Origin of the sequence: Enterococcus thailandicus, assembly GCF_001886265.1 — a bacterium.
In the GTDB taxonomy this organism is placed as follows: domain Bacteria; phylum Bacillota; class Bacilli; order Lactobacillales; family Enterococcaceae; genus Enterococcus_B; species Enterococcus_B thailandicus.
The window spans coordinates 145,220-158,919 of record NZ_JXLE01000003.1; the positions used below are offsets into that span (position 1 = coordinate 145,220).

13 protein-coding genes are annotated in these 13,700 nt (G+C 35.9%); 1 reads left to right on the forward strand and 12 read right to left on the reverse strand.

The window, feature by feature from the left end:
- Window positions 1–14: 14 nt before the first annotated feature.
- Window positions 15–677, reverse strand: a complete 663-nt coding sequence (locus RV17_RS03205; protein WP_071868501.1) for a hypothetical protein — start codon at window positions 675–677, stop codon at window positions 15–17.
- A gap of 901 nt (window positions 678–1,578) precedes the next feature.
- On the opposite strand from RV17_RS03205, the gene RV17_RS03210 reads away from it, so the two are divergent.
- Window positions 1,579–2,295: a hypothetical protein gene (locus tag RV17_RS03210; protein WP_071868502.1), complete on the forward strand. Its 717-nt coding sequence runs from the start codon at window positions 1,579–1,581 to the stop codon at window positions 2,293–2,295.
- Window positions 2,296–2,531: 236 nt separating this feature from the next.
- Here RV17_RS03210 and RV17_RS03215 read toward each other — a convergent pair whose 3' ends face one another.
- The 11 genes from RV17_RS03215 to RV17_RS13390 form a co-directional block, all read right to left on the reverse strand.
- Window positions 2,532–3,875, reverse strand: a complete 1,344-nt coding sequence (locus RV17_RS03215) for a glycosyltransferase family 2 protein (RefSeq protein WP_071868503.1) — start codon at window positions 3,873–3,875, stop codon at window positions 2,532–2,534.
- On the reverse strand, window positions 3,872–4,381 hold the full coding sequence (locus RV17_RS13215; protein WP_143139919.1) for a cell division protein: 510 nt from the start codon (window positions 4,379–4,381) through the stop codon (window positions 3,872–3,874). The genes RV17_RS03215 and RV17_RS13215 overlap by 4 nt, the downstream gene beginning before the upstream one ends.
- Window positions 4,382–4,550: 169 nt before the next feature.
- Entirely contained in the window at window positions 4,551–5,873 is a 1,323-nt protein-coding gene (locus tag RV17_RS03225) for a 2-hydroxycarboxylate transporter family protein (protein ID WP_071868505.1), read from the reverse strand.
- A 99-nt stretch (window positions 5,874–5,972) separates the two neighbouring features.
- Complete coding sequence (locus RV17_RS03230) at window positions 5,973–7,616, reverse strand: malolactic enzyme (protein WP_067484238.1); 1,644 nt, start codon at window positions 7,614–7,616, stop codon at window positions 5,973–5,975.
- Window positions 7,617–8,115: 499 nt separating this feature from the next.
- The gene (locus RV17_RS03235) at window positions 8,116–9,069 is read right to left on the reverse strand and encodes a tRNA dihydrouridine synthase (protein ID WP_071868506.1); all 954 of its coding nucleotides are present in this window, start codon (window positions 9,067–9,069) and stop codon (window positions 8,116–8,118) included.
- A gap of 231 nt (window positions 9,070–9,300) precedes the next feature.
- Window positions 9,301–10,239, reverse strand: a complete 939-nt coding sequence (gene ribF, locus RV17_RS03240) for a riboflavin biosynthesis protein RibF (RefSeq protein WP_071868507.1) — start codon at window positions 10,237–10,239, stop codon at window positions 9,301–9,303.
- Window positions 10,240–10,242: 3 nt separating this feature from the next.
- Window positions 10,243–11,166, reverse strand: coding sequence for a tRNA pseudouridine(55) synthase TruB (gene truB / locus RV17_RS03245; RefSeq protein WP_071868508.1), 924 nt, complete (start codon window positions 11,164–11,166; stop codon window positions 10,243–10,245).
- Window positions 11,167–11,510: 344 nt separating this feature from the next.
- Complete coding sequence (locus RV17_RS03250; RefSeq protein WP_071868509.1) at window positions 11,511–12,014, reverse strand: hypothetical protein; 504 nt, start codon at window positions 12,012–12,014, stop codon at window positions 11,511–11,513.
- Window positions 12,015–12,216: 202 nt separating this feature from the next.
- Window positions 12,217–13,293: a metallophosphoesterase gene (locus tag RV17_RS03255; RefSeq protein ID WP_083571959.1), complete on the reverse strand. Its 1,077-nt coding sequence runs from the start codon at window positions 13,291–13,293 to the stop codon at window positions 12,217–12,219.
- Window positions 13,265–13,483, reverse strand: a complete 219-nt coding sequence (locus RV17_RS03260; protein WP_071868511.1) for a hypothetical protein — start codon at window positions 13,481–13,483, stop codon at window positions 13,265–13,267. Before RV17_RS03260 ends, RV17_RS03255 begins: the two co-directional genes overlap by 29 nt.
- A complete protein-coding gene (locus RV17_RS13390; RefSeq protein ID WP_169819315.1) occupies window positions 13,471–13,623 on the reverse strand; it encodes a hypothetical protein in 153 nt (50 codons plus the stop codon). Before RV17_RS13390 ends, RV17_RS03260 begins: the two co-directional genes overlap by 13 nt.
- Window positions 13,624–13,700 lie beyond the last annotated feature (77 nt).

The following is a 13,700-nucleotide window of genomic DNA, read 5'->3' on the forward strand; positions in this document are numbered from 1 at the left end:
CAAGTATGCTCCTATTATGCTAAAATATAATTGTCGTTCTTTCCATCAGCACGATCCAAACCTTCTGCTAAAATCCCCCCAACCGAAGCACCAGAAATAACTAATGCTATGTCAATCATACTATTTAAGAATCCCCCTACGCCAATTCCTACTTTTGAAAGAATCTGTTTTTCAACCATTCTAGTAATATTTTTGCGATTATTTCTTAATAACGTTCTTACCGCTCCAAAATTGCTTGCAGCCGTCCATAATCCAATTGCTATTAATCCTACATCAATAACACCAGCAACAAAACCAGTTGAATTCCACCAGTTTTTCCCTACGCCTCGCATTCTTGGATTGAATCCAGTCATTGCTAAATACTGACTGATTGCTTGTTCCATTCTTAATTCATCTTCAGGCGTTAATAATATTTCTCCTTCTTCGTTAAATTTAGGTGGCACGTCTCCATACTCTTCCTTGATTTTCTCAAGAGCTAGTTCAGAATTCTTTTCTTCTTTCGAGTAATAAATTGCCAAGTCTTCATCATTAAAGTAGCTTTCACTATTCTGAGTTTCATCTAGAATCAACTCATTTGCCAAAACAACCACACTACCACTTGTTGCTACAACGGACAAAGCAAAACTTACTGCTATTACACGAACCCACACTTTCAAACCTAGATATTTCTTTTTCATTATGTATCCTCCAAAGTTAATATTTGTCTTATATGACAATAAAACTATAAATTGATAACATCGTTATTGACTAAAGACACCATAAAAAGTACTTTTATACTCATAATCGTCACTTATTTTATAGCTTATAAAAAAACATCAGATATCTTAAAATCACAACAATAATATGCTCACAAAATGGAATATGAATATACGCAGAAGTTTTATGTTCTGCGGAATTAGTTGTTTCATTCATTGAATTCTCTTTATTATGTATTAGTTTAAGCAATATACTAGAATCAAATTGATGGCTTAAAATAGGAAACCAAGAAAAATAAATTCTTTCTAACGTTTCATTGCTGACTCAATCTTAGACATGTCGGAGTCTGACACTTCCTTGTCTACATTTGAACGAACGATTTTTTCACCTTATATAATGAATGGATTCCCCAACAAAACATACCAAGCCAATCTTTCCAATTATAAATCTACTAATAAAAATCAACCTCTCTCCTGTCTCTACATTTCTCTACACTAAGTAACTAATTAATTTTTTGTTCACTTATTTACTCCTTTTGATTAACTCCACTTATATCAAAATCTACTATCAATCAACAACATCTTCATTCATCCTTTGTCTCTTTTTTTACCTTATGATCAAAACATAAACTCCTTCTTTCAACATTTACTGTTGTTTTATGAAGACGGCTTAACTATAAATAGATGACAAAGTTATTGTTTAGTTTGCTCGTAAAAGTTCTATTGTTTTCCTAATTGTTTCATTAAAACAGGAAAAATGACAATATCCATGCTAGATAATTTATCAAAAACACCATTCATAACCTAAGTAAATTCAGACATTTGACACAAAATACTATCTGTTATGGTATACTTTTAATAACATAAATTTGGAGATGATTTTATGAAAAAAATGAGTCCTATTTTACTTTCTGCTGCCCTCGCCTTGCTTTTAGTTGGCTGCAGTCCTAAACAAAGCCATACTAAAAAAGCCGCAAACAAACCTAATTTATCAATAACAACTAAAAGCTCTGCCGCTTCTTCAAGTACAACAATCAGCACAACCAAAAATTCCAGTGCCTCAACAACAAGTAGTTCCTCTACTCAAGTCACTTCTCCTTCTCAGGTAGAGTCGCAAACAAGTGAACTAGCGGTTCCTAGCACTAGTGAGCAGCCACTAACTGACACCAGCTCTTCCCAAGTAACTCAAGTAGATCCACTAGCTGGTTATTCTGATTTGCAAATTGAGTACGCTCGTGTTTGGTTGACTTTCATGGGTTCTACTATACCAGATGATTTCGAATTACATGTTCACCTTAGTCCAGCAGGTCAGCCGATTGATCCTTATGACAATGGAAGTCTTACTTACCCAACTGAAACAGTTACTCTTTCTGGAAAATATTCCTACCAAGGTCTTGTCGTTTATGCAAGTAACCACGATGGAACAGTTACACGTTACCCAACACCTTCTCACTGGCAAATGTCTGCGGATCAAGCGAGTGATCCAGAAGCGATTCGCGCATTAACACAAAACGTTCTTGATCAAGCAACCGTTGTCCCTATTCCAACCGGTGATTCAGAACAAGTAAAACGATTGATAGCTGTTACAGTGATTGATTAATGACTGTAAGGTAATCTTGAACTGATTTCCAACTATTTCTTGAACAACGAATCTACTTGTTTAAAAAACTATTACTGCACACAAGTATTTTCCATTCAATATTTAGTTGACATAATTTATTTCCTATACACATTCTTCTCACAAAAAACAACACAAGCAATCCTATCTATGGATTACCTGTGTTGTTTTTTGCGTATCCTTCATTCGTACTTTCGTAAGCATGAACAATCATTTTTCTATTCATTCATTTCATCTGTTGAATCTTTTTTTGAAGTTGGTGGGCCTTTTCGATCTGGGCTTTTCCACGTGCCTGAACCTAAGCCTAGAATTGTTTTGATCGCTGGAATAAAAGTTGTCACAATCGTTAAGGCATTTATCATCCAATAAAGTAACATATATAATGGTGCAAAAAATAAATACTTGATTTTTCTTCCTTGGTCATCCAAGATGAGCGATGCTCCTAATTGAAAAATTCCTGAGATCATTTCAAAGCAGACAAAAAGAAAAGACAACGTAATCATGTGATAGATTCTTTCCGTGTTCCCTTCCAAAATAAACTTGATTAAACTCCACAAAAAAATCAAACTAGAGCTCCAAAAGAAAAACGACCAAATGATACTGAACGTTTGGTCAATGAACATGACCGTGTGGCCAATATTTCTAAATGGGTGCAACACTATTTTTTTGAAATTCGTCAACCAAACTTCTGTTCCACCTTTAGCCCAGCGTTTTCTTTGGCGATAAAGCATCCTCAAAGATTCTGGAACCTCCATAAAAAACATGATTCGTGGAGCAAAAAGTGAAAGCCAACCATCCATTTGATGATCCCACGCAATGCTGATATCTTCCGTTGCTCGGTCTTGTCTAAATAATCCCACATCGATTAATGCGTCTTTTCGGTACATCGTGTTTGCACCACTATAAGCGTAGATACTGCCTAAAACGCCAATTTGTGTACGTTTTATGATTCCGACAATACTAGAAAATTCGACCGTTTGTGACTTTGCAATTAGTTTCGTTCTATTTTGCACATCCATATTGGCTGTAACTGCAGAAATATTTGTCGAATCTTGGCGAATAAAATAGTTGACGTACATGTTCAAAGAGTCGGGCTCCGGAACTGTATCTGCATCATTACTTAGAATCAATTTCCCTTTTGCAAACCCCATACCAATATTGAAAGCATGTGCTTTCCCCTTGTTCTTTTCAATTCGAATGACTCGTAGCTTGGAATATTTTTTTTGTAACCGAGCTAAAATTTCAGGTGTACTATCAGTAGAGCCATCATCTGTTACCAATACTTCATAATGTTTATAGTTTAGTTTAGTCATCAAGTACTCTATTGTATTTTCAATAACGATTTCTTCATTATGAGCAGGAACCATGATCGTAATGAATGGCTCAACCTCTACCGGGATATCATCCCACTCTGTTTGTTTATATTTAAAAAGAAAGGTATAACATAAAACACCGATAAACCAAGAAAATCCACCAATAATTGGATACGTAACTAGGACCAAAAACATGATCATTAAAATAATATCTAGTATATAATTACCAGTTTGAAAAAAAGTCATCATAGCTCCACATTGCCTTTCTTATAAAGGTTGCGTACAAAATCTGTCTCTAAGTTTTGCTCTTCCTTTACGGAATAACTACACACTTCTTTGCGAACTGCTTCAGGACCAAATCGAACATCAAACGCTTCGTTTAGTAACTGACGACGTTTTTCCAATTGTTCTTCGTCATATTGAACCTTTTTCTGCAAAAGATTTTTGAAGTGAAAATTATTTCGTATCGTCAATCCAATGTAAAAGATAGCAATCACAACAAACGTGACGCTCAAGAAAACAAATAGAAATTTTAAAGTCTGTAATTCATCTTTATAAACAACTAAATGGTTCTTCCATGCTTTTTCTGGCGATAAAACTGGTAGTAATAACCAAATAAAAGGTGCTATCACACAAAGCCATCCCACAAGCGAAACAATCGTCTGAAAAATTTTCAATGGATAGTGTTTTTTCTCAAAGTAAGCGTCAGTGACAAGCATTTGCTCTACTTCCTCTCGACTAATCTTCGGTTTCATGTTATCTCCCCCCTCTTTCCTATCAGCTGATGCTGCGTTTCTTCTAGTCTGACGGTTTTTCAAACATTTAGCAACTTATTTTCCTTCAATCGCGTTGCATTTTCACCAACAATCTGCGTAAAAATAAAAAGCCAAACATGTTCACTAAAAACATGCTTGACTTCTTTGGTTATGAAAGCAACTGCATCAAAAATCCTGAGATAATCAAGACAATTGCTCCGCCTAAACGATTTCCCATTTGGGCAAACGCAATGAGTTCCATTCGATTCGCAGCAGAAAGTACCGCAACGTTACCGGTACCGCCCATTGAATTATTACATAACCCAGCAGTAATTGAAGATTCAATTGGATAAAGACCAAATAGTCGACCGACAAAACCAGATACTATTGAAATAACAATGACACTTGTTAAACAAAGTACAACAAACTGCCAAGTTAAGGCGGAAGCTAATACATTTAAATTCAAAAGCGCAATCCCGATACCAGCAAGAACAGCCGCAGTCAAGTTTTTCACAATTAAGTTATTGAACATAATAGCTGCATCCTCATAATATTCAGGCAAGATATTCGTAATTTTACAAATGACAACGATAATAATCATAAACGCATACGCATGAACTTTCGGAACAAAGTAATTACAAATTTGTCCAAGAATGAAAAAGGTGATTGAAATCATCAATCCTACACCCAATTGAGAAATATTCGGTTTCACTGTACGAGGTTTTCCATCACCAAGATCGCCTTTTTCCATCAATTTTCCATTCCCATTAATTTTAGGCATTGATTGTCCAGCGCGTGCCACTAAAGCTGCTCCGATAATGGCTAATACATTGGTCATTGCCGTTGCAGGAATCAAACGAGAAATAATCGACGAGGCATCCGTTCCTAAAACATTTGCATAAATGCTAGACAACGGAACCGCACCTGCACCAACACCACCAGCCATTGCAGGAAGTGACACATACAATACTGAATCAGCAAAGCCGTTGCCGATCAACATCCCTACCAAACCAACTGCAAAAAAGGAAGCGACCATTGAAATCAATGCCACTGGAATAAAACGGACAGAAGCTTTCATCAATAGATTACGATTCATTCCTAAAATACTACCAGTAATCAATGCAGCAATATAAAAATCCAAAAAACCCATATTATTGATAAAATTCTCAGTCGCGTGCACGACATATTCAGGTAAAATACCAAAAGTCGCGATAGCTGCTGAAGCAAAAATAGCAAAAACAGAGCCACCACCAAGATAACTTTTTACAATTGGAAGTTTTGAACCAATGAAATGAAATAAATTCCCTAAAATAACTAATACAGCAATTGGGCCAATCATGTTCGTCGGTAATTTTCCCAACGCCATTGCGACGATCAACACTGCAACCATAATTAAATACAAGGGCAAACTGATACCACTAATTTTTGTTGACCAAATGCTCGTCTTTTTTTCGTCTTCAACCGCTGAAACAGCTGTTGCTTTTTGTACCATACTTACAGATCCTTTCTCCTTTGGCAATCAATAAGAAAAGTAGAACCGTTTGGATGAACTGTCCGCTTTTCTTATTGTCTTGCACACAACTACTTCTAATTATTCAGCCGTTAATTCTGTGTACTCTGGTACCCATTTAGCATCTGCAACGGCTGCTTTGATATCTGAAATTTCTTCACGATTTAGCCCTTGCTCCACCACTGATTTGGCTACAGTTTCTGCAATGATTTGAGAAAACTCAGTAATTTTTGCAACAGGAGGTAAAATAGATGCTCCTGGTTGTGTCACATCAACGATTCCTCCCAAAGCACGACTTGCTTGAGAAATGATTTCTGCATTCACACGCGTTGCAGTTGAAGCAATCAAACCTAATCCAAGCCCCGGATACATCAATGCGTTGTTTGCTTGACCAATTTGGTAAGTTATACCTTGATAGTCAACGTCAGCAGCAGGAATCCCTGTTCCAACTAGTGCTTTTCCATCTGTCCAAGTAATCAAATCTTGCGCTTTTGCTTCAGCAAGCTTAGTTGGATTTGACAAAGGCATAATAATTGGACGTGCTGTATGAGCAGCCATTTCTTTAACAATTTCTTCAGTGAAAGCACCTGGTTGTGTTGATGTACCAATCATGATTGTTGGATGGATTGCTTTCACAACTGCAGTTAAATCTGTCAATTCTGATGCATTTTCAAATTCATCACGATTTCGTGCAAAAGGAATTTGTCCTGGAGTTAGTCCTTCTGTATCTGTAAATAGTAAACCTTGTTTATCTACTTGGTAAAAATGTTTGCGTGCTTCTTCTGCTGGAACGCCTTGACGAATCATTTCATCTAAAAGAATATTTGCAATTCCAACACCGGCAGTCCCTGCACCAAAAGTTAAAATCGTTTGGTCTTTTAATGCTTCACCAGAAATATTCAAGCCACCTAACACACCAGCTAAAACAACAATTCCTGTTCCTTGAATATCATCGTTGAATGTTGTAATTTGATCTTCATACTTTTCTAAAATAGTTGCTGCATTTCCACGACCAAAATCTTCCCAATGCAATAGTAATTCGGGGAACAACTCAGTTGCCGCACTTACAAATTGATCAACAAATTGATAATAAGTTTCACCTTCAACACGTTTATGGCGATTACCTAGATATAATGGGTCATTAAGTAATTCTTGGTTGTTTGTTCCAGCATCAAGAGATACCGGTAATACTTGTGCAGGATTGATTCCAGCTGCTGCAGTATAAACCATTAATTTTCCAATCGCAATATCTACACCATTAACTCCCCAGTCACCCATTCCTAAAATTCCTTCTGCATCAGTTACAACGATTAAGCGAATATCTCGGCCATCTGCAGCATTTTTCAGACTTGCTTTAATACTTTCTGGATCATCAATTGAAAGGAAAGCTGCATCTTGCGGTTTCAAGAAAATTTCATTATATTGTTCAATTGAGTCAGCGACTACTGGATCATAAACAACTGGCATAAACTCAACTAGATGTTCACCCATTAATTTGTAGAAAAGTGTACGATTTGTATTAAATAAGTTCATTAAGAAAATTCGTTTTTCTAAGTCAGATGGTTTACTTAAGTATTGACCATAAGCTTGAACTGATTGTTGTTCTAATGTTTGAACGGTACTAGGAAGCATACCTGTAAGCCCGTATTTAGCGCGTTCCTCTTTCGTGAATGCTGTTCCTTTGTTTAAAAATGGATTGTTCAATAAATTTAATCCTGTAAGCATAAAAAATTCCTCCTAAGTTTTACTACATGCGAAAGTATAGTCGCCACTTTTAGCTATAGTCAAAACCACGGGTCATGATAAATTTTATTTATATGTAAACATAAAAAAAGTATGACAAGTCAATGCCATACTTTTTAGCTAACAAATGATTTTCAACTATGCAACTTCCAAAATATTTTGCGTCTGTTCAAAAATATGAAAGGCTATTTTTCTCAGTTGTTCTTTACTTTTTAGAAGCTGAACGCTTGGAACCACAACCTTTTTCTCGGTGTTCCCAAACCAACTCCTCGAGATAGCTTGCATCCACTTCAAAACATTAAAAGCTATTTTGAGTGTTTGGTCGCTATCTTATCGGAGCTAAGCGTTTTGTGCCACAACCTTATTCTCGGTGTTCACCAAGCAACTTCTCGAAATAACTCTCAACTGTCCAAAAATATGAAAGGCTATTTTTCTCAGTTGTTCTTTATTTTTTCGAAGCTAAACGCTTGGCGCCACAACCTTATTCAAAACGTCCAAGTATTTCCCGCACCTCATCCGTCGTCTTCGTATTCATCAACCGCGCTCGCAAATCACCAGCACCTGGAAATCCTTTAACATAAATTTTGAAGAAACGATGCAATCCGACTATCGAACGTGGAACCAGCTCAGCATATTGATCTTGCAAATCTAATTGTAAATGCAACAAATCGAGCAGTTCTTTTGAAGAGTGTGCTCTAGGTTCCTTTTCAAAAGCATACGGATTTTTGAAGATTCCTCGGCCAATCATCACTCCATCCACACCATACTTTTCAGCTAATTGAAGCCCAGTTTGGCGATCAGGAATATCTCCATTAATAGTAATTAGTGTTTGGGGTGCTACTCGGTCTCGAATGGCTAGCACTTGAGGAATCAAATCCCAGTGTGCATCCACTTTACTCATTTCTTCGCGAGTTCTTAAGTGAATTGACAGATTAGCAATATCTTGTGCTAAAACATGTGATAACCAATTTTCCATTTCTGCTATGTCTTTATACCCAAGTCTTGTTTTCACACTGACCGGTAGCCCACCAGCTTTTGCAGCTTCAATCAATTCTGCCGCAACTTCGGGACGTAAAATCAATCCACTCCCTTTACCATGACCAGCAACATTAGGAACTGGACATCCCATATTCAAATCAATTCCTTTAAAGCCCATTTCTGCCAAGCCAAGGCTCATCTCACGGAAAAATTCTGGTTTGTCTCCCCAAATATGGGCGACCATTGGCTGCTCATCTTCAGTAAAAGTCAAACGACCTCGAACACTTTGTCTACCATCTGGATGACAATAACTATCCGAATTAGTAAATTCTGTAAAGAAGACATCCGGTGCGCCTGCGGCTTGAACAACATGGCGAAAAACAACATCTGTCACATCTTCCATTGGTGCTAAAATAAAAAAGGGCTTTGGTAATTCTGCCCAAAAATTGTTCATCATTACTTATCTCCGTTCTCTCTTCATTCCAATTTAAAAAAACATGCTTATTATACTAGGATTTTGAAAAAGAAGCAAAGGGAAGGACTCCAATCGTTTTTACTATTGCAGTTAACGAAATCTTCTAAAAAAATAAGAGAGTGTGACATAATTTTTTGCCACACTCCCTATTTATGAATAAAGATGTTCTAGAAGTAACTTATTAAATAATGTTACAGCCCTCTTAACTTCTCTTTATTTTTTAAAATAGGCCGCTGTATCAGCCTCATCTTTTTTTAGTTGTGCAATTAAGCCATCAACATCCGTAAACTTCACTTGATCGCGTAAAAACTCATTCCAACGAACAACCACATGTTCACCATATATATCTTGATTAAAATCTAAAATAAATAATTCAACAGTTAGTTCTCGGCCTTCGCCAAACGTATCATTATGACCAATGGATCCCATTGCTGGATACCAGTTGTCACCAACTTTGATTTCAGAGACATAGACACCTTCTCTAGGTAAATGAACAGTTCCTTTGACTTTGACATTTGCTGTAGGGAACCCTAACAAGCGCCCCCGAGCGTCACCATGAACCACGACACCTTCAATCTCGTATACACTCCCCAAAAGTTTGGTTACTTCTGTCACATTTCCTGCATCCAATAACTGACGAATACGTGTGGAGCTGATTTTCTCGCCATCTTCGACTTCTTTTTGAACAGTTACAACTTCAAAACGATTGTTTGCATATTCTGGAAGGTGTTCTACATCTGCAACATCTTTTGGTCCATAGGTATAATCAAACCCTGAAACAGCATATTTAGCGTGTAAACCAACAATGTATTGATCGACAAAATCTTGAGGTGCCAAGTGTGCAAATGCAGAAGTAAAATCAATTTCGTATAAGAAATCTACACCAAGTGCAGCCATTTTTTCTTCTTTTTGTTCAAGCGTAGTTAAATATTTAACACTTGCTGGATCAATCTTTTTAAACACGATTGAAGGATGTTGGTTGAACGTCATCAAAGCTAATTTCAATCCTTCTTGGTCAGCGATTTTCTTGCCTGTTTCGATTACTTTTTGATGGCCTAAATGTACCCCGTCAAAAAATCCTAAGACAAGTACTACTTCCTCTGCTGGAATTTGATTTTTTTGATAAGGGTGACGAATTTTGATAATTTCCATCAGTTATACCTCATTTCTTAACACTTTACTTGGTTTTAATTTATCTTTTTCCTTTGGATTAGGCTGGTAGATGCTAACAACTTGATTTTGATAAAACAAAGCAATTTCTTGATCTGGCATCGTTGGCAACCCAAACACGTTGTAATCTAAACGCATGCCATTCTTGACTTTTTGCCAAACAGCTTCACTGATATCTACTCGTGGAAACTTCTCAACGCCTGCTTCGATTGGTAATAAATACTCAGAAATAGTCCCGTTTTCCATATACTCAGCTACTTGCGCCAAAGTGATTGCTTGTTTTTGATTCATTCCTGCGCTTGCTGTTCTTGTCAAGTCAGACATGTGAGCAGGAAATCCTAGTTTTTTTCCCGTATCAACAGCAAGTGTTCGCACATAAGTTCCTTTTCCGCAATCAACTTCAAAACGCCAAGATAACAAACCTTTTTCTTGATTCCAGTTTAATTCACTAGTGCGTTCAAAACGATAAATTTGGGCTTTTCTACTTGGACGCTCAACTGTTTCATTGTTGCGAGCATATTCATAAAGACGTTTGCCATTGACTTTCACCGCTGAATACATTGGCGGAATTTGCGTGATTTCTCCCAGAAAAGAGTCCATGATTTGATCGATCTTTTTTTCTGAGATTTGTTCTGTCACCGCTTGTTTTTCAACCACTTCGCCAGATTTATCTTCCGTTGTTGTACTGAAACCAAGCGTAATTTCACCTTGGTATGTTTTCCCAGAGTCAGTTAAATATTCAATAACTTTTGTTGCTTTGCCAATACAAATTGGTAACACACCATCTACATCTGGATCTAGTGTTCCACCATGACCGATTTTTTTGGTATGTAATATTTTTCTTAATTTAAATACGCAGTCATGACTTGTCATCCCACGTTCTTTCCATAACGGTAATAGCCCTTCCATTTCTGCTCTCCATTTCTTTTTGATTCAACTGATTTATTATAACACAGCAAGAATAATAACTACATTTTTGAATTCAACTCCAACGATTTTTACATGTTGGATACAAAAACGTAATAAAATTCATCGGGGTGTAAATAGAATACATGTTATTCTTTTTTTATACAAAAGGAGGGATTAGATGGAAAATATTTTCTTCGCACCCTTTGATTGGTTATATGGGTGGCTTTCAGGCAAATAAACACGTCTTCCCCAAGACAAACGAAGAATTTTAAGCTTCGTGCATAAAAAAACGGCAAGTCTCATCATTTGAGGACTTGCCGTTTTTAATTTTTTCAATCATTTGCTTAATATGGGTTTCCACTAGGATCAGTTTCTTGCACTTCTCCTATCGGTGAAACTCGGAAAAAGGTCAATGTACCAGAACCTCCACGTTCACTTGCAGAAAGACTGTAAGCTTTAAAAAGATAATCGCCATCAATCATTTGCCAAAAGATAAAAGCAATATCTGAATCCTTATACTTTGGATATTTTTCGTAAATAGCATCTAGTGCTTGTTTTTGTTCTGGTGTAAAGGAAGGCATTTCACTCGTTGAGTTTGTTGCTGATGTATTTGTACTTTGACCTGTTGAACTCGCTGGTGTTGTCGTTACAGTTGAATTCGTTTCTTTAACAACTGTTTCCGTGTTTGAATCACTTGTTGCCGTTTCTGAGACAGTCGTTGTTGTTGTTGTTTCACTCGTTTGAACCGTCGATTGTGACGTTTTACTTGAAGTTACTTGCTCATTTTTCCCGCAAGAAGCAAGAAACAAAGTCATGCCAATCACACTTAACCCAATTATCTTTTTCATTATCGCCACATCCTTTTATTTTTTTATCAATCCAAAAGATACAAAAATTTCTAGAAAATCTCTTACCATATTCACCTCATTATAACAAAAAAACATTACCCAATAAATGGGTAATGTTTTGGTTAATTGGTAAATAAAATTGAAGGGAATCAAGATACGTTCCATATTTATTCCATAACACGTAACTTATTCTCATTTATCATTAATAATCTATACTTCGAATAGTTGACCGTCCAAATCCATTTAATATTAATTTTCTATTTACTATATCAATTTGTAAAATCGTAAACGAATCTTCTTTATATGAATTCAAATAAGAGTCATCTTCTGGCCAAGCATTATCACAAACAATTGTCTTAAAATATTCATTCTGAATAATTGATTCAGTATGGTCATGACCCGAAATAAAACCAACAAAATTACTTTCCTCTCTAATTGAAAAATCAGTAGTAAATTCTTGAACTTCAAAATCTTTTATATTGCTCTGTAACGTTACCGTTCTCCTATTTATAAATGAATTAATAAGATTTATCAATAGATCAAAATTTCGATGATTCCTTAATTCTTCTTGACGTATTCTCAACGGGATGTGACTGAACATAATTACATGATAATTGTCTGGACACTTGCCTAAAGCTACACTAGCAATCCATTTTAATTGTTTTTCTTGGTATCCATAATCCCATTGTGCAAGATATTTTAGACTACCATCATTATTAAGAATTTCAGGATTGTCTAATGAATCAACAAAAACAACTCGAATTTTTTGTTGATGGTAATCTTTGTATCCATAAAGACTATTATCATCTCTAACTTCTCCATATAAATTTTCTTCAGACTTCATTTGTTTTTTGAATAAATCATCTGAAATAATGTCTTTTGGAAAAACTTTTCCGTTTTGATTATAACTAATTAATCCCCCTTGATCATGATTTCCTCGAATAGCAAATCTATCTGCGCTTTTACCTGAATAAAAAAATGATAGATAAGATTGCATATTGCTAATTTTTTGTTCATAACTGATTTGCTCACTATCTACATTATCTCCTCCGCATATTAATACCTGCATTTTATCACTTAAAGATAAAATGTTATTGAGGTTTCTTAAGCTTAAATAAGCATTTTTTCTCCATGTTCCAAAGTCATAATGAGAATCCGTTACAAAACCAATAGTAAAAAGTTCATTATCAATCTTGTTTCTTAATTCTATTAGTTTTTCTTTATAGAAAGGCTCTGGTACTCCCAGAGCCTCATCTGGGAAAAGGATCAGCTGTGTAATAAGTCATATTCCCTTTAAGACTTTGAGAATTAGGTAAATTTGCATCAACTATAATTTGCATTTTTCCACCAGTTGAATATACTGCTGCACCAATCCCACGATTAGATGAAGACGATAATCGAGTAGCAGCAAACGGCTGTCTTTGTGGCAAGAATCCTTTTGGATAAATACCTAAGTCTATCCAACCCAAACTTTTTTTACTTGAAAACTAAAACCAACTGATACTAGGTTACCTACTCTCCAAAAACCAATAGTTCCTCCATCATAGTTATCGTTAATAGGAACAGTAATTTCTCTATATGCAACTTGTTGTTCAATTAAATTCTCCATTATTTACTCCTGCCTTCATTTTTTGATTATAAATTAATCATAATAAATTAGTTGTAATACTATTGTCAGTATTTCTT